Source organism: uncultured Roseovarius sp., from assembly GCF_963972555.1.
GTDB classification, from domain to species: Bacteria; Pseudomonadota; Alphaproteobacteria; order Rhodobacterales; family Rhodobacteraceae; genus Roseovarius; species Roseovarius mucosus.
Genome location: NZ_CAXAUM010000014.1, coordinates 24,919 through 49,204, shown reverse-complemented (window position 1 = coordinate 49,204; position 24,286 = coordinate 24,919). Strand labels below are relative to the sequence as shown.

Annotated in this window: 23 protein-coding genes and 1 pseudogene; 9 read left to right on the top strand and 15 right to left on the bottom strand. The window is 61.8% G+C overall.

Going from position 1 to position 24,286, the window contains the following annotated elements; translation table 11 throughout:
• Window positions 1-41: 41 nt before the first annotated feature.
• The 5 genes and pseudogenes from AACZ65_RS13540 to AACZ65_RS13520 all read right to left on the bottom strand — a co-directional run.
• Window positions 42-197 (bottom strand): annotated as a pseudogene (locus AACZ65_RS13540) (IS6 family transposase); the annotation flags it as partial.
• A gap of 17 nt (window positions 198-214) precedes the next feature.
• A complete protein-coding gene (locus AACZ65_RS13535) occupies window positions 215-2,863 on the bottom strand; it encodes a hypothetical protein (RefSeq protein WP_339671693.1) in 2,649 nt (882 codons plus the stop codon).
• Between the two features lie 64 nt (window positions 2,864-2,927).
• Window positions 2,928-4,100: a hypothetical protein gene (locus AACZ65_RS13530; protein WP_339671691.1), complete on the bottom strand. Its 1,173-nt coding sequence runs from the start codon at window positions 4,098-4,100 to the stop codon at window positions 2,928-2,930.
• A 30-nt stretch (window positions 4,101-4,130) separates the two neighbouring features.
• Window positions 4,131-4,967, bottom strand: a complete 837-nt coding sequence (locus AACZ65_RS13525) for a hypothetical protein (RefSeq protein WP_339671689.1) — start codon at window positions 4,965-4,967, stop codon at window positions 4,131-4,133.
• 100 nt (window positions 4,968-5,067) lie between these two features.
• Window positions 5,068-5,235, bottom strand: coding sequence for a hypothetical protein (locus AACZ65_RS13520; protein WP_339671687.1), 168 nt, complete (start codon window positions 5,233-5,235; stop codon window positions 5,068-5,070).
• 257 nt (window positions 5,236-5,492) lie between these two features.
• Between AACZ65_RS13520 and AACZ65_RS13515 the strand changes: the two genes are divergently transcribed.
• From AACZ65_RS13515 to AACZ65_RS13495, 5 genes are all read left to right on the top strand, one after another.
• On the top strand, window positions 5,493-6,449 hold the full coding sequence (locus AACZ65_RS13515) for a TAXI family TRAP transporter solute-binding subunit (RefSeq protein ID WP_339671685.1): 957 nt from the start codon (window positions 5,493-5,495) through the stop codon (window positions 6,447-6,449).
• Window positions 6,450-6,523: 74 nt separating this feature from the next.
• On the top strand, window positions 6,524-8,596 hold the full coding sequence (locus AACZ65_RS13510) for a TRAP transporter permease (RefSeq protein WP_339671683.1): 2,073 nt from the start codon (window positions 6,524-6,526) through the stop codon (window positions 8,594-8,596).
• Complete coding sequence (locus AACZ65_RS13505) at window positions 8,593-8,949, top strand: DUF1850 domain-containing protein (protein WP_339671681.1); 357 nt, start codon at window positions 8,593-8,595, stop codon at window positions 8,947-8,949. Before AACZ65_RS13510 ends, AACZ65_RS13505 begins: the two co-directional genes overlap by 4 nt.
• A gap of 44 nt (window positions 8,950-8,993) precedes the next feature.
• On the top strand, window positions 8,994-10,784 hold the full coding sequence (locus tag AACZ65_RS13500) for an ATP-binding protein (RefSeq protein WP_339671679.1): 1,791 nt from the start codon (window positions 8,994-8,996) through the stop codon (window positions 10,782-10,784).
• A complete protein-coding gene (locus AACZ65_RS13495; protein WP_339671677.1) occupies window positions 10,781-12,088 on the top strand; it encodes a sigma-54 dependent transcriptional regulator in 1,308 nt (435 codons plus the stop codon). The genes AACZ65_RS13500 and AACZ65_RS13495 overlap by 4 nt, the downstream gene beginning before the upstream one ends.
• A gap of 58 nt (window positions 12,089-12,146) precedes the next feature.
• On the opposite strand, the gene AACZ65_RS13490 is transcribed toward AACZ65_RS13495, so the two are convergent.
• Complete coding sequence (locus tag AACZ65_RS13490; protein ID WP_339671675.1) at window positions 12,147-13,760, bottom strand: choline dehydrogenase; 1,614 nt, start codon at window positions 13,758-13,760, stop codon at window positions 12,147-12,149.
• A gap of 116 nt (window positions 13,761-13,876) precedes the next feature.
• Between AACZ65_RS13490 and AACZ65_RS13485 the strand changes: the two genes are divergently transcribed.
• The 4 genes from AACZ65_RS13485 to AACZ65_RS13470 all read left to right on the top strand — a co-directional run bounded on the left by AACZ65_RS13485 (window position 13,877) and on the right by AACZ65_RS13470 (window position 18,021).
• A complete protein-coding gene (locus tag AACZ65_RS13485) occupies window positions 13,877-15,112 on the top strand; it encodes a TRAP transporter substrate-binding protein (RefSeq protein ID WP_339671673.1) in 1,236 nt (411 codons plus the stop codon).
• Between the two features lie 102 nt (window positions 15,113-15,214).
• The gene (locus AACZ65_RS13480; protein WP_339671671.1) at window positions 15,215-15,883 is read left to right on the top strand and encodes a TRAP transporter small permease subunit; all 669 of its coding nucleotides are present in this window, start codon (window positions 15,215-15,217) and stop codon (window positions 15,881-15,883) included.
• A gap of 1 nt (window position 15,884) precedes the next feature.
• The gene (locus AACZ65_RS13475) at window positions 15,885-17,243 is read left to right on the top strand and encodes a TRAP transporter large permease (RefSeq protein WP_037274350.1); all 1,359 of its coding nucleotides are present in this window, start codon (window positions 15,885-15,887) and stop codon (window positions 17,241-17,243) included.
• Window positions 17,244-17,256: 13 nt separating this feature from the next.
• Window positions 17,257-18,021 (top strand): IclR family transcriptional regulator, encoded by a 765-nt coding sequence (locus AACZ65_RS13470; protein WP_339671667.1) that lies wholly within the window; start codon window positions 17,257-17,259, stop codon window positions 18,019-18,021.
• A 7-nt stretch (window positions 18,022-18,028) separates the two neighbouring features.
• Here AACZ65_RS13470 and hemF read toward each other — a convergent pair whose 3' ends face one another.
• The 9 genes from hemF to AACZ65_RS13425 all read right to left on the bottom strand — a co-directional run bounded on the left by hemF (window position 18,029) and on the right by AACZ65_RS13425 (window position 24,273).
• The gene (gene hemF / locus AACZ65_RS13465) at window positions 18,029-18,919 is read right to left on the bottom strand and encodes an oxygen-dependent coproporphyrinogen oxidase (RefSeq protein WP_339671665.1); all 891 of its coding nucleotides are present in this window, start codon (window positions 18,917-18,919) and stop codon (window positions 18,029-18,031) included.
• Between the two features lie 28 nt (window positions 18,920-18,947).
• Window positions 18,948-19,748, bottom strand: coding sequence for an SDR family oxidoreductase (locus AACZ65_RS13460; RefSeq protein WP_339671664.1), 801 nt, complete (start codon window positions 19,746-19,748; stop codon window positions 18,948-18,950).
• A gap of 40 nt (window positions 19,749-19,788) precedes the next feature.
• Window positions 19,789-20,781, bottom strand: a complete 993-nt coding sequence (locus AACZ65_RS13455) for a methyltransferase (protein WP_339671662.1) — start codon at window positions 20,779-20,781, stop codon at window positions 19,789-19,791.
• A gap of 1 nt (window position 20,782) precedes the next feature.
• Complete coding sequence (gene clpS, locus AACZ65_RS13450; RefSeq protein ID WP_037274334.1) at window positions 20,783-21,121, bottom strand: ATP-dependent Clp protease adapter ClpS; 339 nt, start codon at window positions 21,119-21,121, stop codon at window positions 20,783-20,785.
• A gap of 103 nt (window positions 21,122-21,224) precedes the next feature.
• On the bottom strand, window positions 21,225-21,899 hold the full coding sequence (locus AACZ65_RS13445) for an SOS response-associated peptidase (protein ID WP_339671660.1): 675 nt from the start codon (window positions 21,897-21,899) through the stop codon (window positions 21,225-21,227).
• A 13-nt stretch (window positions 21,900-21,912) separates the two neighbouring features.
• The gene (gene nthA, locus AACZ65_RS13440) at window positions 21,913-22,569 is read right to left on the bottom strand and encodes a nitrile hydratase subunit alpha (RefSeq protein ID WP_339671658.1); all 657 of its coding nucleotides are present in this window, start codon (window positions 22,567-22,569) and stop codon (window positions 21,913-21,915) included.
• Window positions 22,559-22,837 carry an SH3-like domain-containing protein gene (locus AACZ65_RS13435; RefSeq protein WP_037274325.1) on the bottom strand — a complete coding sequence of 93 codons (279 nt, stop codon included), beginning with the start codon at window positions 22,835-22,837 and terminating at the stop codon, window positions 22,559-22,561. The genes nthA and AACZ65_RS13435 overlap by 11 nt, the downstream gene beginning before the upstream one ends.
• Window positions 22,830-23,168, bottom strand: a complete 339-nt coding sequence (locus AACZ65_RS13430) for a ScnB-like protein (protein ID WP_339671655.1) — start codon at window positions 23,166-23,168, stop codon at window positions 22,830-22,832. Before AACZ65_RS13430 ends, AACZ65_RS13435 begins: the two co-directional genes overlap by 8 nt.
• A gap of 40 nt (window positions 23,169-23,208) precedes the next feature.
• Window positions 23,209-24,273 carry a FliG C-terminal domain-containing protein gene (locus tag AACZ65_RS13425; RefSeq protein ID WP_339671653.1) on the bottom strand — a complete coding sequence of 355 codons (1,065 nt, stop codon included), beginning with the start codon at window positions 24,271-24,273 and terminating at the stop codon, window positions 23,209-23,211.
• Window positions 24,274-24,286 lie beyond the last annotated feature (13 nt).

Sequence of the window (24,286 nt, the reverse complement as noted above, 5' to 3'; positions counted from 1 at the left end):
AATATTGCCCAGTGTCGGCATAGGCTGATCTGCGGACAGAATTATGCTGCAAGTTCCGCGAAGGTTTGGATTGCGGTTGCGCCGTTGGCCGTGATTTGACCTTTGTGGATCCTGTGGGAGTTCTCGATGCCTGCGATGGTCTCTGAGGCCGAATGGAAAGCCTTGAAGCCCATCATCGGGTTCGTGATTCGCTTGATGAGCGGAGCGGCGCAGCTCATGACATGACGCTTCCCTTCAGGTTCACTCGCAGCCTCGTCAACGCGCGCAGGTCGAGTTTTCTGCCGTCCTGCCGAGAAATCGTGAAGCGCCAGGTCGCGAAGGGTGTCGGCTTGAAGAAATCCTCGGCGAAGCGCCCGGTCGTTGCGCTGTCGCCAGTGGGCATTGCCGCCGCGTCCAGCGGGTTATAAACGAAGGCGCGCACGAAGGGCTGCGTCACAAATCGCGCCGTGCCACCGGAGGGCGTCTTGTCGAGGTAGGTGCCATCTGTCTGGATGTCGATCCAGAGATCGCCGTCGGAGTGCACGCCGTCTGCATAGACTCGTACAGCGTCCAGACGAACCCTGTACCACCGGTTGAACCGTGGGTGATCGGTCGGGATCGTCACACTGACGGAGCCATCTGCGCTTCGCATGATCGCCAACGAAGTCAGGTCGTCCTCTCCGTCGGCGTTCGTCACGTCCTTGGCTCTGGCATCGCCTTGCGCAACGACCATGTCTGGAGCGTCGGCCGTACCAGTCGCCGAAGTCAGATCGACGTCTAGCCAGACATCCATCGGCCCTGGCGACCGGCCAAGTGCAATGCTGGTGACCCAGGTTCCCGTATGCGTCATCACCGCCTCGGAGAACGCGTCGACGCTGTCGGTGATCCGGGGCAGAACGGACCGGTCGATTGGACGAAGCGTGAAGTAGCTTGCCGCACGCATGAAGGCTTCCATTGCCAAGTAGACGCTGCGCTTGCTGTCGAGCACACGCCCAAAGGCAAGTTGCCGCAACGCCGTATCGCGCGCCTGCGACTGCGAAAGATCGCGCAGGTAGCCATCGTAGAGGCGTCGCGAGGCCTGCGCCGCCCGTTCGCGCAGGATCGCATCCGCGAGGTCGTTGTTCGCCTTGGCGAGCGCGAGGCGCGTCTGGCTCATGGTGCGGCCATGCAGGACCATCCGCCTGAGCGCTAGCCGGTAGGCGCGTCCGCCGCCGAGCTTGTCCATCATGTCGCCGACTTTATCGAACATCTCCTCGAGGCCCAGCTCGGTCTGCGCCCAGCCGTCCTCACCCCCGGTCACGACGTCGAGTCCGATGGGCGCTATCGCCCCGAAGGACGTATTCACCTGGGCTGCCGCCTTGACGAGAAAATCCTCGCTTTGCTGCTCGAGCTTCTTCGCCTTCTCCGCTATGTCGACGATACGCATGATGCCGTCGTAGATGCCCTTTATATCCTTGCCAGCCGAGATCCCGGCTTTCTTGAGATCGGCAGCACCCTTCTTGATCTTATCCTGTCGCGACTTCTCCTTTTGCGCCGCTTCCTGATCAGCTTTGCGTGTCTCGAAATACGAAATGATGTCTTCTTTGGCGTTCTCGGCCGTATATTCCGGCGGATCGTCATCACCGTTGTCTTCGAACAGCCAACTGATATCGATGACGTCCTCGAACTTGTCACCTTTCGCAGCGCGCGTTGACAAGTCTACCGACATACCTGCCAACATCTTGATATTGTCGATGACGGGGATGGCCGCGAGCGTTCCGCCCGAGGCGACAATCGTCCCGACTTGTTGAACCAAATCCACTACGCCTGTGAATATCTCGATCGACGCCTTGATCGTCTCGTCGCGCTGCCAGTTGTTGATGCCACGCTGGAAGTCCACCATCAGATCTGTCAGATCGGTCTGGCATTCCAGAAGGTTTGCCGCCGCTATCTGGCGCGCTTTGCGCATCTGCTCGCAGGTCGCCTCAGTCTGCGCGCGTAGGTTCGCGGCGAGCTCGACCTCGTTCTGCTTGTCTGCGATAGTGATTGCGACCTGATCGCGCCAGTGCTCGTCTGTCCTCGCCTTCTCGACCAGAGCGTCGTAGCGCTGTACGCGCTGGTGCAGCAACGCAAGGCAGGCCTTCGATTTTTCGGCGTAGATCTCATGGTCAAGGTGCGGAACGAGAAGCGCGTCAGCACCGATGTCCATCAGTTGAATCAATGTCTTGTAAAGCGCGTGACAATCCGACGACAGCATGTGCGAGGTCGGGTGCTGTGCCGTCAATGCAGCAACCCACATGACTTGGTCCGCCGCAAGGCGTGGCTCTTCGGTCGAGAGCAGGCAAGCGATCTGGAAAGTTGTCGTCAGCATTACTGCCAGCGGCTCTCCGGGCGCAAGAAAGTCGAGCGCAGCGGCTGAGGCGGCGGCCTTTGTCGCCCGTTCTTCACCGCGCTCCATCACATAGGCAGTTGTGCTGCCGTCGGCGACAATATGCGTCTCGGCCTCGACAAGGTCGCCACCAGCGTCGAGACTGACGGTCGCAAGCGTCAGAGTGGCGGGCACGCCCGTGGCGGCATCAACGATGCGTTGCGCCGTGATGATGGAGGAAAGCTTTGTGCCGTCGCTCAGGTCGAAAATCAGTTCGGCCTTGGCTCCTACCTCGATCACGCGCGCGAAGATGAAAGTTGGGCACCGCAGCGTCGGTGTTTTATCCAGGACCAGAACGTCGCAGCAGATCACCAGCATCGCCAGATTGTCGGCGTCCTGAATGCTTGCGTCCAGCTCGCTCCAACGCAGCAGCGGCGCGCGGAACTCTCCATAGTCCGGGTTGAGGTGCTGATATTCTGGAAGGTGCCAGCGCTGGATGGTCTTGGCGGAATAAAGCTCGGCCCAATTGTGTGTCATCGAAAACTCTCTCTGCGCCTTGGATGCTCGAAGGGGTGTGCGGGCCCACAAGGGACCCCACGCTTCAGCCGTTGAGCTTTTTGAACACTTCGGCAACGGTGGCCGTTCCAGGAGCGATGCTGACGTAGTTGTCTGTCATCAGCTCGCTCAGGTCCGGCAGCATCGTCTGCCAGTTTTTTTCGACCTTGCGCAGAGCCACGCCCAACAACCGCTTCGATTTCACCTCGATCTCTCCGTCGGGTGATTGTCTCGTCGTGTTCTCCAGGTATTTCGTCATCTCGGAGATATGCGAGGCGATCCCCTTCCATGTCTCTTGAACCACGCCGCATTTAGCCGAGGCCGCCTCGGTATAGCTGATCACGTTCGTCAAGCCGTTTGAGCCTTGGGTAAAGACGCTGCGCGCCGCGAGAGCTTGTTTAAGATGCGCACCCTCCTTCTGGATCGAATCCTCCAGTTCTTCGATATCCTTCATTCGCTGGATCGCCTTGTCCGTGTAGATGCCCATCACGACGCCCGTTGCGATCAGGCCAAGGGGTGGCAGCACCCAGATGTAAGTGGGCGACGTCGCCGCCGCTATTGTCGCCTCTGTGTGCAGCCGTCGCGCCTCTTCCAGCATCTTGTGTTTATAGGCGATTGAGCCCTCGGTGTTCGCGTCCGCCGCGAGGATACCGAGGGTCTCCTCGTTCGTGCTGCTGTCGCTATCGAGGCTCGTGCGGGCGGTGTCGAGTTTTCCCAAGGCCTTGCCAAGCTCCGTCCGGAACTCGTCGAGAGCTACTTTGACATGGCCCGCCCTCGTACTGGCGGAAATGGCGTCTTTTTGAAGATCTGTCAGAAGCTCGAGTGCTGTCTCGGTATCGCCGTCTTCGACCGAGTCGAGGATGATCTGCAGCATCCCGTCCTCGCCCCCGGCGGTTGTCTCGGCATAGACCTTCAGGTCCATGCCCACTTGAATGACCTCGGAGAAGACGTTCTTCAGGAACGCCTCGCAGGCTTTCGAGATGAGCGAATTGCCGTCTTGCATTGGAGGCAGAAAATCGAACTTCAGAGCATCGGCACCCATGATCGCCTTGAAGTCCGTCTCTGACGTCGGCAAACGGATACCCCAGTTCGCGTAGACCTGAAGAAAGTGCCAAGCCTGCCAAAGCTCTGACCGGTTTGACCCTTCGCGCCCAATGAGCGACATCAAGGGCTCGAATGGCTTGGTGAAGTCGATTGTTTCAATGCTGTCATCGGTCATGCTGGTTCCTTTCAGCTCAGGCTGAGCTACCTAATTGATGGCGAGGCCCTGTATCCATCTCGATATCGCGTCCATCTTTGGACGCGCCCGCTCGAGGTGGATGTTTGCGACTTTGAGGTTTGACGCAGCCTCGGATTTCTCGATCTGCTGGTAGGCCGGAAGTAGCAGGGGTCCCAAGGCGACCAAGTCATTCTGGAACTGTGTCATTGTCTGGTCGACGGTCAGTACACGCTCGACCCCGTTTCGCAGCGCAACAAGCTCGGCCTTGTACATTGCAAGAAGTTCTCGATGCTGGCGTTGGGAGGCGGCCTCGCCCTTGTGGATCGCAATCGAAGTGTTGAGCTTGTTGAGGTTGTCGCGGTTCTTGTCGACCTGACCAAAGGTAAAGATTGCTTCCAGACCGTGCAGGATGTAATCGCCCGCGTTCAGTTTGGCGCTCGCCTCCTTCGCGGCCTTTGCGGCAGCCTCCATGCGCTCTTCAGAGGTTTGGATTGCGGCCGTCATCTCCCTGATCTGGTTGCCGTGTATCGCGATTTCGCGCTCAATCCTTCCGAAGACCTTGTTTCCGGCTACTTTGACGCTCATCGCCTGTTGCGTGGCGTGCCGTGATTCAGCGACCGTGTCGCCGAGAAGCACGAGAAGCTGACCGAGCGAGGCCTTCAGCATGTTGTCCCCGCCCATATCGCGCCACCTGGCGTCGATCTTCACAAGACTTTCTGATAGATTATTGGCGAGGACGGCGAAAATTGACAGCGAAGCCAGCAGCTCAGATATGAAATTGGCAGGAAGTCCGGCGCGGGCAACACCGCCGGATGCAACCCACGAGCGTAATTCGGAAACACCCTGAAACGGGCTGGATTCTGTCATACCTATGTCTTGTCTCATAATGATGGTGGAAGACCGGATGTGAAAAAAGGCCTTGGAAATCTACCGCCCAATGAACCTTAGGTAAAGCAAATCGCCCTGTCTACAATTTTGACACAATCCTGGGCTGGGGCAGCACGCCCGAGAAAAGCGCCGACACCGCCTGATATTCGTCCAGCGGCGGCAAAATGACCGTGTGCTGCACCGGTTGCCTCAAAGCTTTAGACGCGTGGAAATGCACCGCGAATGTTGCTTGATCAACGATCGGCATGCCAACTTGCAACCTTAACGAGTTAACGTGACAACATCATTTTGATGACTGGATACCCGCCTGCATCCAGACCGGCGGCGCATCGTTTCAACCATATCAACAAGGGTCTTGGCAGAAATCTGCCAGACGCCGGGCTGTTTTATGCCCGCTGGATTCGCCCAGAAACCTGCGTATTCTTGCCCGATTCGGGGTCCGCGGCACAGACTTCCACCACTGACCTGCCCGATCGGCGGGACTGCCATTTCTGGGAGGAAACCATGATCAATCTGAAATCCGCTTTGCGCGGGTGCCTTGTTGCATCCGCCCTCGCCACGGTGCCGTTTACGGTACAGGCCGACGAGTTCATCAATGTCCTGACCGGCGGCACCTCGGGCGTCTACTATCCGCTCGGCGCGGGTCTGGCCAATATCTACGGCGAGAAGATTTCGGGCGCCCGCACATCCGTCCAGTCGACCAAGGCGAGCGTCGAGAACCTGAACCTTCTGCAGAACGGCCGCGGCGAACTGGCCTTCGCCTTGGGTGATTCCGTCGCGATGGCCTGGGAAGGCAACCCGGACGCGGGTTTCACCCACAAGCTCGACAAGCTGCGTGGCATCGCGGCGATCTACCCGAACTATATTCAGGTCGTTGCCTCCAAGGACTCCGGCATCACCGATTTTGCTGGCCTCAAGGACAAGAGCCTTTCCGTCGGCGCGCCTGCTTCCGGCACTGAATTGAATGCCCGCGCAATCTTCGGCGCGGAGGGGATAAGCTATGACGACCTCGGCAAGGTCGAATATCTGCCGTTTGCAGAGTCGGTCGAACTGATCAAGAACCGTCAGCTTGATGCCACTCTGCAGTCCGCGGGACTGGGCGTGGCTTCGATCCGCGATCTCGCTTCCTCCCTGCCGATCAACGTCGTGTCCATTCCCGGGGATGTTGCAACGAAGCTCGGCGCGCCCTACGTCGCGGCCACCATTCCGGCCGGGACCTACGACGGCCAGACCGAGGATGTGCCTACCGTCGCCGTCTCCAACTTTCTGGTCACCCACGAGGGTGTCAGTGAGGAAACAGCCTATCTGATGACGAAGCAGCTGTTCGAAAATCTCGAGACTCTGACCGCCGCCCACAAGGCCGCCGCGCAGATCTCAATCGAGAATGCACTGAGCGGCATGCCCATTCCGCTGCATCCGGGTGCGGAGAAGTACTACCGCGAGGTTGGCGTTCTCAAGTAAGCGGTGCGCCACGGCAATATCTGGCGCTCCGTATCGGTGCGCCAGGTCCTACCTCAAGAAAAAGCGAGGTTCCCATGACCGACGTCACCACTCCCCCTGATCCGCAGGAGGGACACGAGATGTCCTTTGCTGCCGACATGACCGGCCGCCTCCTGTTCTGGATCGCCGTCGTCTTCTCTGTCTTTCAGATCGCCACGGCAGCCCACATCATCGACATGCCCAGCCAAATCACGCGGGCCTTCCACGTCGGCTTCCTGACGTTGCTCGCCTTCCCGCTGATCGCCTACGGGCGCGGCGTGGGGCTCCAACTCAGGGCGATCGCGTGGCTGTTCGCGGCCGCCGGTGTTGCGGTCGCGCTCTACCAGTGGTGGGAATACCAGCCGCTGATCATGCGCGCCGGGCGTCCCCTGACCCAGGACATCGTGGTCGGCGTCGTTGCCCTGATCGTTGTCTTCGCCGCCGCGTGGACGATGATGGGCCCGGCTCTGCCGCTGATTGCTGGGGCCTTCCTGGCTTACTGCCTTTTCGGCGAATACCTGCCTTCTCCGCTGAACCACCGGGGCTTCGACTTCACCCAGGTCATCGACCACATGGCCTATGGCACGGAAGGTATCTACGGCATCCCGACGTATGTGTCCTCCACCTACATCTTTCTCTTCATCCTCTTCGGCTCCTTCCTCGAACGGGCCGGAATGATCCGGCTTTTCACGGACGTCGCCTTGGGTCTCTTCGGCCATCGGCAGGGCGGTGCTGCCAAGGTCGCAGTAGTCTCCTCGGGACTCATGGGGACAATCTCTGGCTCGGGCGTTGCCAACGTCGTGACGACCGGTCAGTTCACCATCCCGCTGATGAAGAAGTTTGGCTACCGCTCCGCCTTCGCCGGCGGGGTCGAGGCCACGGCCTCTATGGGCGGGCAGATCATGCCGCCGGTGATGGGGGCCGTCGCCTTCATCATGGCTGAGACACTGGACGTGCCCTATGTCGAGGTCGTGAAGGCCGCGCTGATCCCCGCGATCCTCTACTTCGCCTCCGCATTCTGGATGGTGCACCTTGAGGCGGGCAAGCACGGGCTCAAGGGCCTCGCCAAGGCAGACCTGCCCTCCCCCCGTAAGGCGATTGCAGAAAACTGGATGCTGCTCGTCCCACTCGGCGTGCTGATCTACCTGCTGTTCGGCGGCTACACTCCGCTCTTTGCCGGGACCATCGGCCTGGGCCTCACCGTACTGCTGATCCTCGGTGGCACGGCGGTGATGAACCTGCCCGCGGGGGCCATGCGCCTAGCGTTCTGGGTCTGCCTCGGCCTTGTCGCCGCAGCCTTCTTTGAGTTCGGGATCGAAGTGCTGGTGGTCGCACTCGCCGCGCTGATCCTGTGGTGCGCAGTGACGAACGGAGGGCGCGAGACGCTGCACCTTTGTCGGGACTCTCTGGCCGAAGGGGCCAAGACCGCCCTGCCGGTTGGTGTCGCCTGTGCCCTCGTCGGCATCATCATCGGCACCATGACGCTAACGGGTGCGGCCAATACCTTCGGGCAGTTCATCGTCTCGGTCGGCAAGACATCCCTGCTGCTTAGCCTGATCCTGACCATGCTTACCTGCATCCTGCTTGGCATGGGAATCCCCACAATTCCCAACTACATCATCACCTCTTCCATCGCTGGACCCGCGCTGTTGGCGCTCGGTGTGCCGCTGATCGTCAGCCACATGTTCGTCTTCTACTTCGGCATTCTCGCGGACTTGACACCGCCTGTCGCGCTCGCCTGTTTTGCTGCGGCGCCGATAGCCAAAGAGAACGGGCTGCGAATCTCCTTTGAGGCAATCAAGGTTGCGGCGGCGGGCTTTGTCATTCCCTTCATGGCGGTTTATACTCCGGCGCTGATGCTACAGGCGGGCGGGCCGCTGGCGGATGCCATCGGCTACTGGCCGGCCGTCGCCTACATCGTTTTCAAAACCGTGATCTGTATCGGTCTCTGGGGCGCCGCGGTGATCGGATGGCTGGGCCGACCACTCGGCTGGCCGCTGCGCCTGTTGGGCGTCGTCGCGGCCGGAACGCTGATCGCGGCTCTGCCCCTGACGGACGAGATCGGCTTTGCCTTGGCCGCCGCCTTTGTCGCGGGGGTCGTTCTGATGGGCCGGCGGGCAGCGGCATGAGCATCTGCCTCGCCATCGGAACCTTTGCGCTGACACTGGCCGACCCGGTGGTGACATTGTCCTGGACCCACTCCGTCGAAAAGGTGACGTGGGAGGAGGCCTGGCACGTGACGGCAACCGGTCTCACCCTGCGACAGTCCCGGATCAAGGGCTCTGGCGCAGGGATGGAGCCCGGACCGGACGCCGTCCTGCAGGACGGTTGGTGGGTCTCGCCGGGCCACCTTGATGTGCCGGAGTTGACGCTTGCCGCCTCCGGCGCGACAGAAGACGGCTGGACGCTCTGCGGGGACGGCAGCTGTCGTGTCATTGGTGCGGAAATGGGGGCGCCCATCACGCTCTCGCCATGCCGATAAGTGGCTTAACTTTCCGCAAGCATGGTGCCAGACTGCGCGACGCCATGACCCGCCCACTCCGGACCCGCCCGCTGATCCTGCTTGTATGCCTTGCGCTTGCCGTGGCGCTGGCCGGGGGGGCCGTTGCCTATCGCATCGCCACCTCCCGCGTGGCCGAAACGCTGGACCAGTCCCTCACTCTTACGCGCCGCGCCATTGAGACAGAGATCGACCGTTTCCGATATCTCCCCCGCGTTGCGGCAGAGGACGTGCGGATCGGTCAAGCCATAACCGACCCGCAGAACCCTTCGGCGATCGACGCCGCCAACCGCTACCTCGAAACCGTTGCCAGAGCCTCCGGAGCCGATCAACTTTACCTGCTGAACGATCAGGGCCGCACACTTGCCGCCAGCAACTGGCACACGCCGGAAAGTTTCGTTGGCGCGGACTACAGCTTTCGCCCTTATTTCGGCGACGCCATGCAGACGGGGTCGGGGCGGTTCTACGCCATCGGGGTGACCACCGGCCGGCCCGGCTATTTCCTCTCGTCGCGCGTCACCCTTCCGAATGGCACGCGTGCGGTGATCGTCGTTAAGGTCGACCTTGTGCCGCTGCAGGACGCCTGGCGCAACGCGGCCGCAGATGTCGCCATCGCGGATGACAACGGCATTGTCTTCCTCTCCGGTCACCCCTCCTGGCTCTACAAGCCGCTGCTGGCGTTGAGCCCCGAGGTGCTGGCCCGCGTGTCTGCCACCCGCCGCTACGAAGGGGTCGCGCTTGACACCACGCCGCCGCTCCTCTCGATAGACGGCGCGCTTCAGAACGCGCGCCCGGTCGACGTCAACGGGCGTTGGCTGCTAATGCGCAGGCTACCGATCGATCCCGACGGCTGGCAGGTGCTTTCCGCCCTCCCCGCGCGCGGTGCCCTGCGCGCAGCTCTGGCGGGTGCCGCGATCTCCGGCTTGACGGCGCTCGCTGCTGCCCTGCTGGCGCAGACCCTCCTGCAACGTCGCCGTCTCGTCGCGATGCGACTGCAACAGGGTCGCCTCTTGGAACAGCAGGTCGAGCGGCGCACCCGTGAACTGGCCGAGCAGATCGAGACCCGCCGCGCCGCCGAAACCGAACTGCGCGACACCCAGGAGGCGCTGATCCATTCGGAAAAGATGGCCGCCCTCGGCCGCATGTCCTCGGCCATCGTGCACGAGGTATCACAGCCCCTTGCGGCGATGGAGGCGACCCTTGCAGCGGCCGTCATCAGCACGCGAGGCACCGACGATGAAACCACCGCCCGGATAGAAAGCGCCCGCGGTCACATCCGACGGATGCTGCGCACCATCCGTCATCTCAAGAGCTTCGGACGTAGGGAAACCGGCAACCTCTCTCGGGTCGATATGGATCAGGTGGTCGACAATGCCCTCGACCTCGTCCGCCACCGCGCCGACGTTCTGGGCGTCACCCTTTCCGCCCCAAGAGAGGGCCCGGCGCCAGAGGTCATCGGCGGCCTCGTCCGGTTGGAACAGGTGATGGTGAACCTGTTGCTGAATGCGCTCGACGCAGTGGCAAACGTCGAGACTCGCGCGGTGACTGTGTCACGGGAAGTGACGGCCACCCAGGTCATCCTGCGCGTCACCGACGCCGGCACCGGGATCGAGCCTGCCGCGCTCAGCAAGATCGGAGAACCCTTCTACAGCACCAAGACCGGCGGCGACGGTCTGGGCCTCGGACTCTCGATCAGCCAGACCATCGTGGAGGATTTCCACGGCACCCTTCGCCTGACTTCTAACCCCGGCGCCGGCACCTGCGCCACCATCACACTGCCTCGCGCCGCCGGGGCGACAGCGGTTGACGCCGCATGACCCGCGCCCGCATCTGGGTCGTGGACGACGACGACGACCACCGCATCGGTCTTTGCGATCTGATGGCCACCACAGGCTATGACGCGCAGGGATTCGACGGCGCGCGCGCCGCCCTCGACCAGATGGACGTCGACACGCCAGACCTCATCCTCAGCGACCTGCGGATGCCCGGCGTGGACGGCATCGCCTTTCTCGAAGCGGTCCGCGGCCGCGCCGTCGACTTGCCGCTGATCCTGCTCACCGGCCATGGCGACGTCGGACAGGCGGTCAAGGCTATCCACCTTGGCGCGCAGGATTTCCTCGAAAAGCCTTATGACGCCGATCACCTTCTCTCCGTTGTGACCCGAACGCTGCAAGCCGTTCACCTACGGAAAGAGAACGCGGCACTCCGCGCCTCCCTCGACGCGCTGAAGCCGCGTCTGTTGGGAGAGACCACGGCGATCGACAACATACGCAAGCGCATTGAAAAGATCGCCCCCCTCGACGTCGACGTGATCTTGATGGGGGAGACAGGGACCGGCAAAGACCTCACTGCGCGCATCCTGCACCAGAGAGGACCGCGCGCAGCGGGTCCCTTCGTCACCATTAACTGCGCGGCCCTTCGCGAGGACAACTTCGACGCAGACCTCTTCGGCCACCTCCGCTCTGACGGCACCTATCGCTCCGGTCGCATCGTCCAGGCGGACGGCGGCACGCTCTTTCTTGACCAGATCGAGGCGCTGCCCCTCTCGCTGCAATCCCGGCTGCTCGGCGTGATCCAGTCCTGCGCGGTGGAACTCGACGGCGACACTCGCCCCGTCGACCTGCGCATCCTGGCGGCGAGCGCCGCTGACCTGAAGGACCTGATCGCTCAGGACCGCTTCCGCCTCGATCTCTTCTTCCGCCTCGCCGCGGTCGAGCTGACCCTGCCGCCGCTGCGCGAGATATCCGCCGATATCCCACTGCTTTTCACTCATTTCGTGGCCGAAGCCGCCGCCCGCTACGGCCTGCCGGAACCCGAGATTACCTTCGCCGACCGCAAGGCCTTGCTGCGCCACCACTGGCCCGGTAACGCGCATGAGCTCCGCCAGCTTGCGCAGCGCCGCGTCATCGGCCTCGACACCCGCGCCGGCGGCACGGGCGCCGCCCCCGTTGGCACGCTGAAGGAGCGCGTCCGCCAGTTCGAGACGATGGAGATCGCGCGTGTGCTGGACCGCTGCAAGGGCAACACCGCCCGCGCGGCGCAGGAGCTTGGCATCCCGCGTCGCACACTGAACGCCAAGATTAGCGCTAGCCACCTGCGCGGACGTGGCGACGCGGACTGATCCGGCTGAGACGGGCCGCCCGAGGTATTACAGGCCGAAACCTAGCCACGAGCCGCGCTTAGCCCACCACGCGATCCTCGAGGATCATGTCCGAGGCTTTCTCGCCGATCATGATGGCGGGGGCGTTGGTGTTGCCCGAAACGATCTCGGGCATGATCGAGCAATCCGCCACGCGCAGCCCGTCAATGCCATGCACGCGCAGCCGCGCATCCACCACGGTATCTGGTCCCTGTCCCATCTTGCAGGTGCCGGTCGGATGATAGATCGTGGTTGAATAGCGCCGCGCCCAATCCAGCGTGCCTTCGTAATCCTCAAGGTCAAGCGTGCGGTCGGGGCGGAACTCCTCTGAGATCTTTGACGTTAACGGCGCGCAGCGCGCGATGCGGCGAGCGATCTTGATCCCTTCGACGATGGTCCGGCAATCGGTCTCGGTCGAGAGGTAGTTGGGGATGATCCTCGGATAGCGCCGCGGATCGGCTGAGGCGAGGCGGATTTCTCCCCGGCTTTCCGGCCGCAACTGACAGACCGACATGGTAAAGGCCGAGAAGCGATGCACGCCTTCACCTGGGCTGTCGGCGGACCATGGTTGGACATGGAACTGAATATCTGGTGTCTCGACATGGTCGCCCGTGCGCAGGAAGCCGGTGGCAAGGCTGGCCGCCATGGCCATGGGGCCTGAACGCGAGAGAGCATATTTCAGCGCGATGCGAGCCTGGTTGGTGAGGCTGCGCACCTCGTCGTTCATCGTCGGCTCATGGCATTTGAACACCAGCCGCGCTTGCAGATGGTCCTGCATGTGACGCCCCACCGCCCGCAGGTCACGGCGCACCTCGATTCCGTGATCCTGCAAATGCGCTGCTTCGCCAATGCCCGACAGCATCAATATCTGGGGCGAGCCGATTGCACCCGAGGACAGGATCACCTCGCGCCCCGCCAGGACCACCTGATCCAAGCCTGCCCGGTCGCGGTAGGCCACGCCGGTCGCGCGCCGCCCCTCAAGGATGATGTGGCTGGCCTGGGCATGGGTGATGATGGTCAGGTTCGGCCGTTTGCGCGCCGGGTTGAGAAAGGCCACAGCCGCAGAACACCGCCGCCCGTTGTGCGTGGTCAGTTGGAAATATCCCACGCCCTCTTGCGTGGCCCCGTTGTAATCGGGATTGAACGGATAGCCCGCCTCCTGTGCGGCGGCCACCCAAGCGTCACAGATCGGGCGTTTGAGGCGCATGTCAGAGACCCAAAGCGTGCCCTGATCGCCGTGATACTCATCGGCACCGCGTTCTTGATGTTCGGAGCGTTTGAAGAGCGGCAGCACATCCTCCCACCCCCAGCCCGGATTGCCCATTTGCGCCCAACGATCGTAATCCTGCGGCTGACCGCGCACGTAGAGCAACCCGTTGAGAGAGGACGAGCCACCCAACACCTTGCCGCGTGGCCAATCGAGTGCGCGGCCATTCAGCCCCGGATCGGGATCTGTGCGATAACACCAATCCACCGCCGGATTGTGCATGGTCTTGAAGTAGCCCACTGGAATATGAATCCACGGGTTCCAGTCGCGGCCGCCTGCCTCAAGCAGAACGACCTTGATCGCGGGGTTCGCTGAGAGGCGATTCGCCAGCACACATCCGGCAGAGCCCGCGCCGACGATCACGTAATCCGCTGAAATCTCCGACATTCCGGGCCTCCATCTGGTCATTCTTGGTGCATGGAAAAAATATCCTTGCCAGATTAAGGATAATTCGATCAATATTGAGACTGCAAGTATCAAAATTGCACAATAGGGAGGAGACCATGAAAGTATCGAAAGCCCTGAGCGGAATTTCCCGCCGGGACCTGTTCCGCCTGTCAGGTCAGTTCGGCCTGTCATCCGTGGTATTGGGTGCGGGGGCGCTGACGGGGGCGGTCTCGCTTCCGTCTTTGGCGCGCGCGGCCGAGAGCACCTATGAAAAGCGCTTTGGCAAAGAGCCCAAGCACACGCTGAAATTGGGGGCTGCGGGTTTCAACGCGCGCAACCTCTTGATCGAACGCGCCGGCGTTCTGGAATTCGCCCGCGATCTGGAGGAGCGGACCGAGGGCGAAATTCGTGTGGAATTCATCGGCGACAACCAGATCTGTGGACAGCTCAACTGCGTGGAAAAGACCCAAACAGGTGTGGTCGATATGTATTCCGCCTCGACGCAGAATTCTGCCGGCGGTGCGCCCTATCTGAACGTGCTCGACTATGCCTATATGTTCCCCAGCCGGGCCGCGCAGTATCATTTCCTCTATAGCCCCGCCTCGCAGAAAATTCTGCGCGAGCCCTTGGAAAAGCGGCATGGGCTAAAGTTCCTGTTCTCGCATTGCGAATTGCGCGGTCTCCAGATGGGCCAGTCCTTTGCCGATAAGCCCACCGTGACCAAGCTCGAGGAATTGTTCGGTACCAAGAACCGCGTGACCGGCACGCAACTCGGTCGGATCGCAATGCAACTGCTCAACCTTAACCCGGTGCCAGTGGCGTGGGAGGAAACGCTCGATGGGCTCAAGCAGGGGTTGATCGACGGGGCCGAAACCTGGGCCTCTGCCGTAGCCTATGCGAATATGGCCCCCGTTGTCAGCCAGTCGGTCGACCTCAAATTCTTCTGTGGCACAGAGCACACTTCGATGTCGGTCAAGGTGTTCGACGCGATGGAGGCGCATTTGCAGGATGCAATCATGGAGTCCGCCTATCTGGCGCAGGTCCATGTGCAGGCGGCCAACGAGGCGGCGCTTGTCAAGACGGTGGGCTTTTCAGACCCGCAACTGCCCGGCACCATTTTTGCCCAGAACGGCGTGCGCCCCGCGTTTCTCGCCGATGATCAGATCAAGATGGCCGAGGAAATGTGCTCGCCCGAGTTCAATCCGGAGCCTTGGGCGCAGTGGCGCGAGCGGCTCAATGGTTGGGCCGATGGCATCGACACTTATCAGGAAATCTACAACGTCGCGCGGGAGATCCCTGTGGATACGCTGCCTGAGAATGTCGAACCGCGCCGCTGGTGGCGGTCAGTCTAAGACGATAGGCTCTGATCGGGTCGCGCAATCCGCGTGGCCCGATACCCCAAGCCGCCGACACGTGCGGCACGGACATACGGCAACCCAAAGGGAGGAACGGGCATGACCGGCTGGTTTCAGGGCACAGGCGATATCCTGAGTGCCCTCATGGCAGGCGATTCCTGGATGTTGAGTCAGGCGATGGACGAACCAGCGGCCTGGCCGCTCGGTCTGGCCGCGATGCTGGCGTTGGCCTTGGTGATATTGGTGTTCTATCGCCTTAGCCCTTGGGCAGAGCGAAATCTGGAAAAGACCATCATGGTCGTGTCTTATCTGGCTATCGGCGGAATCATCTTTGTCGAGGTGTTTCGCCGCTTCGCGCTGTCGCAACAGGTACCATGGTCCACTACGCTGCCGCCGTTTCTCTTTCTGATCATGACGTATTTCGGGTGCAGCTATAACGTCAAACTACGCACGCATTTGGCCTTTGCCGAATTCCGCAACGCCATGTCGCGTGCGGGTCAGATGGGGTGCCTGATGCTCGACGCACTGCTTTGGACCGGGTTTTCCTGGGTCGTCGTTGTTACGTCAACCAAAGTCGCCATCAACTCGGCCGCGAATTTTCAGATCATGCTGGGCACCGACAATGTGATGCAATGGTGGTTCCTTTTGTCCGTGCCTCTGGCCTTTACCACGCTGGTTGCGCGGGTGATCGAGAATGTTGTGATAGATATTGCCAATTTCCGCAGTGGCGAGACCCTGATCACCCAGGCAGTGATCGGAGGCGATTGACATGAGCGACCCAACTCTGATCACTGCTATCTCCATCGGGGTAACGTTTCTCTTCATGCTGGGTGTGCCGGTGTTTCTGGTCATCGGCTATTGGGTGATCGGCGTCTCCTTTGTTCTTGGCATGCCGCTTCAGAACATTGGCGGGGCGCTCGGGGATGTGTTCACCGACGGCTTTGCGCTTCTGGCGATGCCGCTCTTCATTCTGACCGGCGATCTCATCAACCGCTCAGGGATTGCGCGGCGCCTGAGCGATTTCGCCTATGCCTGCCTTGGCTGGATACGCGGCGGGCTGGCCATGGCGGCGCTTGGCGCGTGCGGTCTCTTCGCAGCAATTTCGGGGTCCAACTCGGCCACCACCGCGACCATCGGCTCGATGCTGCATCCCGAGATGGTCAAAGGCGGCTATGATGCGCGCTTCTCGGCGGCGACGGCTGCGGCGGGCGGCACGGTGGGCATCATCATCCCGCCCTCGATCATCTTCATCGTCTATGGTTTCTTGCTCAACCTGCCGATTTCCGAACTTTTCGTCGCGGGCATCATTCCGGGCACATTGATGGTTTTGGCCATGATGTTCGCCGCCTTCCTGATCTGCTGGCGCAATGGCTGGGGGTTCCTGATCCCGCTCAGCCCGCTGCGGGTTTTCAAGACCGCGATTGGCGCATGGCTGGGGTTCTTTGCCATCGGTCTCGTGCTTTGGGGCATCTACACTGGTAAATTTTCACCCACTGAGGCGGCGGGTGTGACGGTGGGCTTTTGCGTCATCGTGGGCTTTCTTAGCCTGCCGCTCTACAAGCTGATGGGCGGTGCCAAGGGGCGCGACGTCAGCGAAAAGAAGATCTCGGAAATGCTGGTGGTGGAAGGCTTCAGCCCTCTGGAATTGCCCTCGATCACCATGCGTTCGGCGCAGATCACGGGCATTCTCGCACCGCTTATCGCGGTTTCGGTAGTGATGCAGCAAATCCTTTCGGTTTTGGGTGCGCAGGAAGTAATCGGCAATTTCGTGACCTCGATGGGCGGCTACTACGCGGTGCTCTTTACCGCGATGGCCATCGTCTTTGTCTGCGGAATGGTGCTCGAGAGCCTGCCGGTGACGATCATTCTGGCCCCGATTCTGGCCCCTATTGCACATTCCGTCGGGGTCGAGCCGGTGCAATTCGCGGTGATCTTCCTTGTTGGGGCCTCAATCGGGTTTGTCACGCCGCCCTATGGCCTCAACCTCTATGTGGCCTCTGGGGTGACGGGCGTTCCATATTTCAAGCTCTTACGCTACACCGTGCCATACCTTGTGGCGCTGTTGTCGGTCTGGGTGCTTGTGGCTCTGGTGCCTGCCCTGTCTACAGCGCTGCTTCCGCAACGGTAAGAAAGGGCTGAACATGGATGGCGAAGGCGCAGGGACAATCCCAACCAATCTGCGACTTCTACTCGTGCTCGAGGAAATCGCACGCGTGGGCGTGCCAGTCACGCCCACTGAGATCAATGCAACCCTCGGGCTGCCCAAGCCAACCATCCACCGCCTCTTTTCCACGCTCGAGGAAGAAGGGTTCTTGCAACGCGATCTCGATGGGCGCGGTTATGCGCCGGGGCCACGCCTGCGCACCTTGGCGGGCGGGGTTCTGTCCTCGCTGCGCATCCGCACCGCGCGTCAGGCGATCCTTCAACGCCTGAGCCAAGAGGTCGGCGAAACCTGCAATATCGCTCTGCCGGATCGGGACGCGATGATCTATCTCGAGCGGGTCGAGACGCAATGGCCATTGCGCATACAATTACCCATCGGCACGCGTGTGCCGTTCTACTGTACCGCAAGCGGCAAGATGTATCTCAGCACGCTGGCGCGCAGCCACCTTGTGCGCTACCTCTCAGCCACCGATCTTGTGGCCCGCACTCCGAACACTCTGACCGATCCCGACGCGCTCTTGGCGGAAATTCAGCGTGTGCGTGATCAGGGCTATTCGCTCGACCGAGAGGAGTTCATGGAAGATATGATCGCCCTCGCTGTGCCGATCCTCGATGTCAATGACCGGTTGATGGCGACACTTGCCTTTCACGCGCCCACTCAGCGCTTCAGTATCGAGCAGGCGATGGATTTCTTGGATGCAATGCGCGCGGCGGCGGCGGATTTGTCGAAACTGGTCGCCTGAGGCGCGCTCAGACCCATTTCGCCAGAGGTGGCAGGCTCATCAACACGGCGTTGGCATCGTGTCCCGTGGCCAGCCCGAATTTGGTGCCCCGGTCATAGACGAGGTTGTATTCGGCGTAGAGGCCGCGATGCAGAAGCTGCGTGTCCTTGTCCGCGTCCGACCACGGCTGAATCCTGCGCTTTTCCACCAGCGGCACATAGGCGGGCAGAAAGGCGCGGCCGATGTCCTGCGTCAGCGCAAAATCGGCTTCCCAATCGCCTGTGTTGCGGTCATCCATGAAAATACCGCCCACGCCGCGCGCGCGGTTGCGATGCGGCACATAGAAGTACTCATCCGCCCAAGCCTTGAGTTTGGGGTAGAGATCGGCCCCGTGCGGGTCGAGATGCGCCTGCTGCTGGTCATGGAAATGCGCCGTATCCTCGGGATATTCGATACAAGGATTAAGATCCGAACCGCCACCGAACCACCACGCATGAGGGGTCCAGAACATGCGGGTGTTCATATGCACGGCCGGGCAATGTGGATTCTGCATATGCGCCACAAGGCTGATCCCAGAGGCCCAAAACTGTGGGTCACTGTCCATGCCGGGCACGCCCCGCGCGGCCATCGCACGCTGGGCCGCTTCGCCCAAGGTGCCGTAAACCTCGGACACATTTACACCGACCTTTTCAAACACCCGGCCGCGACGGAGCACGCTCATGAGCCCACCGCCGGCGTCCGATCCGTCATCGCTGTGGCGGCGGGTCTCGCTGACCTCGAACCGTCCGGGTGCCGCCTCTGACATTGGTCCGGTGACATGGCTGTCTTCCAACCCCTCGAAGGCGGCGACGATGTCGTTGCGCAATTGGCGGAACCATGCGGCGGCGCGGGTCTTCTGCTGGGTGAAATCGTCGGTCATTCGTCTTGTCCTAGGGCCATGATGCCTATTAGTGCGCCGGGGCCGCGCAGGGGTCAAGCAGAGTGCGTCCGCCATCCACCGTCATGATTTGCCCGGTCATGAATGCCGACCCATCGCAGGCCAGATAATGCACCGCCTCGGCCAGTTCTGCCGCCGATGCAATCCGACCCAGAGGGGTGTGACATTCGATGTCGCTTCGGTAATCGCTGTGTTCCCTCAGCGTTTCCTTGAGCGAAGCGCTCATGACCGAACCAAAGGCCAGGGCGTTGACGCGGATACGGTGCGGTGCCAGTGCCAGTGCCAGACTGCGCGTCATCTGATCAAGGGCGGCCGAGGCCACAGAATAGGCCAAAAGATCGGGATGCGTGCAGCGCGCGGCAATCGAGGACAGGTTCACGATGGTGCCGGCGCTGCCCTCGGTCTGGCCCTCGGATTGCTTGATCATCCGGCGCGCGACCTGCTGGCTCATGCGCAGCGCGGTCAAGAGGTTCTGTTCCAGCAGCATCTCCACTGCATCGTCATCCGGGTTGAGCGCGTCTGAAGGCACGACCTGACGGCAGGCATTGACGAGAATATCCACCTGCTCAAAGGCGTCAATCGTCGCTGACAGCAGATTGGCCTGCGTCAGCTTTTGCCGCAGGTCGCCTGCAAAATACCGGATGTTGCTGCTGTCGTCATTCTCGCCCAATTCCTTGATCAGGCGCGCCTCGTCCATATCGGCAAAGACGACATTGGCGCCCTTGTCCGCGAAATGACGTCCAATGGCGAGGCCGATGCCATTGGCGCCCCCGGTGACAATGGCGGTTTTCCCGGTAATGGAGAAGGACATGTCTGGCCTTTCAAGCTGGGTCCATGGCGCACGGGCGGTGCTATCGGCCCTGTCGCATCGGACGGCTGGCGTGGAGTATCTTGAAGCGCGTATCGCCTGTAACCTCGATGACCGAGCTAAAGGCTTGCGCAAGCGTGGTTTCATAAGGCAGGTGGCGGTTCGCGACCATCCAGAGGCTACCCGAGGGTTTGAGCATTCCCGCTGCCGATCGGATAAAGGCGCGGCCCATATCGGGATCGGCGCTGCGGTTCTCGTGAAAGGGCGGGTTCATGATGACGCTATCGGCACGCGCCTCCGGCTGCCAAACGGTTGCATCGGCCCAGTAAAACTGCGCGCGTGAATCTGTCACATTCTTGCGTGCACAGTCGAGGGCCGCATGATCCGCCTCGACCAGATCAAGCCGCGCGATGCTTGCGCGCTCCAGTGCTCGTGCACTCAGATAGCCCCAGCCCGCGCCCAGATCGACTACATGCGCGCCAAGCGCCTGCGGCAGGCTCTCGGCCAGGAAGCGCGATGCCGGATCGATGGCATCGGCCGAAAAGACCCCCGGCGCCGTGACAAAGCCGTCTGCGATGGGCTGCGATGCGGTGGCGGTCCAATCGGCAAACTCTGGACCTGCGGCAAAGCTGAAAATCTTTCCGTGCGCTTTGGAGAGTGGCGCGCTGACCGTCACACGGCGCCGGCAATCGCGCAGCAACGATTCGATGCCATCGGTCTTGAGACCATCCACGATGATCGGGCCATCGGTGACAGCGGCGGCCTCTGCCAAGAGCGCGCGCGCCCGCGCCTTTGCGCGGGGTAGACAGAGGATTGCGGCACCATACCGCCCCTCGGTGGCAATGGCACAGTCATATCCCAAGCTGGCAAAGTGATCGTGATCGGGCTTGAGCGCAGTAATCACTTGCACGCGCTCTTTAGGTAGGGCCGACAGATCAGCACCTGCGCGCGGGGTTAAAACGGCAATGCGTCCCGCCTCGGGCAGGGGCGCAACCCCGTCGGCGAGGGCAAGTGTCAGGCGAGTGGCAAGGGCCAAGCTATTCTTTTTCCATGGTGCATTGCAGCGGATGTTGGTGACGACGCGCAAAATCCATCACCTGAGCCACCTTGGTTTCTGCGATTTCGTGGCTGAAGACACCAACCACAGCCAGTCCCTTCTTGTGAACGGTCAGCATGATCTCAAAGGCCTGCGCATGCGACATGCCGAAAAATCGCTCGAGCACAGCGACGACGAATTCCATCGGGGTGTAGTCGTCATTCAGTAGCAAAACCTTGTAAAGCGGCGGACGCTTGGTCTTGGGGCGTGTTGCAACGACCACCGCAGGATCGCCCGCGTCCTCCTTGGGCCCGGTCAGTGTCATCGGATGCTGGATCATTTCAGTCGCACACTCGGATCATTGCCATGTGACAGGGTCTGTTTCATGACGTCTATATATCGTTTGACCGGGGTTAGAAAAGGGTTCCCGTGAAAGAAGCCATTCAATCCACCGCGTCTGTGACCGGCGCGATAAGGTCCGCGCCCCGTGCGCGGTTGGAATTGACCGCAGGGGCGACACGCCACATCTCCAGACAATCCTCGGGCGCTGAGCGCATCAGCCGCGCCGCGCCATGCCCTGTCTCGCCCAGCCAGAGCGGCCAGTCCTGCGGCTCGAGGATCACGGGCATACGGTGATGCAGCTGCGCCATGCTGTCATTGGCAGCGCAGGTGACAATCGCGCAGGTGTCAATCCGCTCGGCCCCGCGCGCCCAGCTTTGCCATATCCCGGCCATGACCAACGGTGTGCCATCCCGCCGCCGGATGAACCATGGCAGGCGGTTGTCGCCGTCGCGGGTCCATTCGTAGAACCCCGTGCATGGGATCAGGCAGCGGCGCGCGCGCGCCGCCTCGCGAAAGGCGGGCTTGTCGGCGATGGTCTCGGCGCGGGCATTGATCAAGAGCGGTCCGGCGGTCAGGCTGTCATACCAAGAGGGCAGGAATCCCCACCGCAGGGCCGAAAGCCGCCGCGCGCCGCTCTCTCCCAGACGCACGGCGGCGATCCGCGCCGTGGGACAGACGTTGTAATCTGGGGGCTGGGGCAGGTCATTGTCGGGGGCCGCGCCAAAGAGTTGCGCCATCGCGTCGTTTGGCAGGGTGATGACAAAGCGCCCGCACATGCCCGCCGCCGCGTCAGGGCTGACGGGGCAGGCCGGTGCCGATCATCGAATCGCGCGTGACGAGGCTGGCCAATTGCGCCTCGTCCAGACCCTCTGTGCCTTCGGGGCGCGCCGGTAGCACGATATAGCGCATGTCGGCGGTGCTATCGTGGACGCGCACTGTGACATCATCGGGCAGATCGAGGCCGAATTCGCGCAGCACCGCGCGCGGTTCGCGTACCGCGCGGCTGCGATACTCCCGCGTTTTGTACCAATCGGGCGGCAGGCCCAAGAGATTGCGCGGATAACAGGAGCAGAGTGTGCAGACGATGAGATTATGGGTCTGCGCGGTATTCTCGACCGCGATCAGGTGGAGCGGACCGATGTCGAACCCCATCTCGCGGCTGGCGGCAGAGGCATCCGCCAAAAGCCGCGCCTTGAAATCGGGATCGACCCAAGCGCGCGCCACCACTGCCGCGCCATTGGCCGGGGATCGGGCATCCATCGCCTCAATCTGTGCGGCAATCTCGGCAGGGGTGATAAGGCCTTTTTCCAGCAGCAATTCGCGCACCGCGATTTCCATACGCTGCCAATAGGTCAGTGGGCCATCATTATCGGCGCGGTAAGGGTGTCCAGAGGGGCTCATTCCCTCGTGGTGGAAATGGTCGTGATCGTGGTGGTCATGGGGCATGGTGATCCACCTTTTCGAGCCAATGCGCGTAGAGTTCGGCATCGAGCGTGTCGTCGGGGTTCTCGGCCGCCTCACCCCAGATGTCGCGCATGGCAAAACGCACGCGGTAAAGTGGCTTTTCCTCGGCAGGCAGGCCGTATGCCAATTGCTCGGGGTTGCGAAATGCCCCCAAGGGCCGCTCGATCACGCCCTCCTTGCCACGCAGATACCACGGCGCGCGCACATGGCCCGGCGGCGTGAGAGCCTTGACCCGTACCCGCTCAGCCATCTTGCGCCTCGGCATAGGTGGGGCCACGGGCCGCGACCGCCTCCATCCGGGTGGCCAGCTCTTCCAGCGAGTAGACCCCGGCTTCCAGCAGGTTCTGGTTCACGGCGGCGATCCAGCGTTCGTAATAGGAGTGTTTCTCGAAGGCGTCCTCGCCCATATCCTCGAGCGCGCGGCGCAGCCCGTCGACGGTAAACAGTCCCTTTTGCCCGCAGAGCACCATCAGCGCGTCGATACGCTTCTCCCAAAGGGCGAAGTCATGCCCTTCCATTGGCACAGGCCCGGCAGCCTGTCCGCCCATGTCATGCCAACGGCGTCCATTCCAATCGCTCATGACAAGAAGCGTAGGAGGGAAGGCAGGGCTTGTCCAGAGGTCACGCGCCATCGTCCTCAGGGGCGGTGACATAGGCGATCTCGCTTGCCGCCTCGAGGGTGCGCACGGCGTTGACCACTGCGGTCATGGCCTCTTCGGCATCGCGCAGGCGCACGCGGCCGCGCTCTTGCATCTCCTCGCGCATGGCTTCGGCCATACGTTTGCCCATGTTATTGAGGATGAACTCCGCCACCGGCGCCAGGTCGCCCGAGGCCGCCCCTGCAAGCGCCGTGACGAGGACAGCCTGATCCACCTCGCGGGTGATGCGTGGAATATCGGTGGGTTTTACCCGGTCGGGAATATGCACAAAGGTAAAGATTGCCCGCCGCACGAGGTTTGCAAATTCCTGATCGGCTTCGTCCAATCCTGTCAGGACGTCATCGCGCGTCGCGGCGGGGGAGAAGTTGAGGATTGCGCCGACACGCTCGACCGCCCCTTGGGCAAAGGCGGCCTCTGGAATGTCATGCAGTTCCGCCGCGAGCGCCAGACCGATCCTGTCCACCGCTTCCGGGCTGACTACGCCGGTTTGCGACACGGCATAGGTGATCCGCCGCGCCAGTTCACCGGGCAGTTTGCCCAAGAGATCTGCCGCGCGCGCCACGTCGAGCTTGGACAAGAGCACCGCCGCAACCTCGGTGCTCTCGCGTTCGACAATCGGGATGAGCGCGTCAAGATCGGCCTGTTTCACCTGCTCCCAAGGATCGCCCTGCTGACGCACGCCCGCTTCTTTGCGCAGGCGCGCGGCGGTTTGTGGACTGATCCGACCATCAAGCGCGCTGAGCGCCCCTGCCACCCCGCGCGGAAAGGTCAGGCCCATGCCCTCCAACTCCTGCGCGAACTCCGCGACCACATCGGCGAGCGTGCCGCGGTCGACATAACGCATCGACCCCATCTGTGTGGTCAACCGTACCTGAAGCACATCCGGCAGGTCGGTCAGCGCGATTTCGGCACCCTCATTGATCAGAAACCGGACGATGATAGCCGCCTTTTGCGAGCGGGTCAGATGGGCCGCCACCCCGCCACGATGGGGCGGGGCCAGACGGGCCAAGGGAGTGGGTGCTTTCATCGCGGGCCTCTCT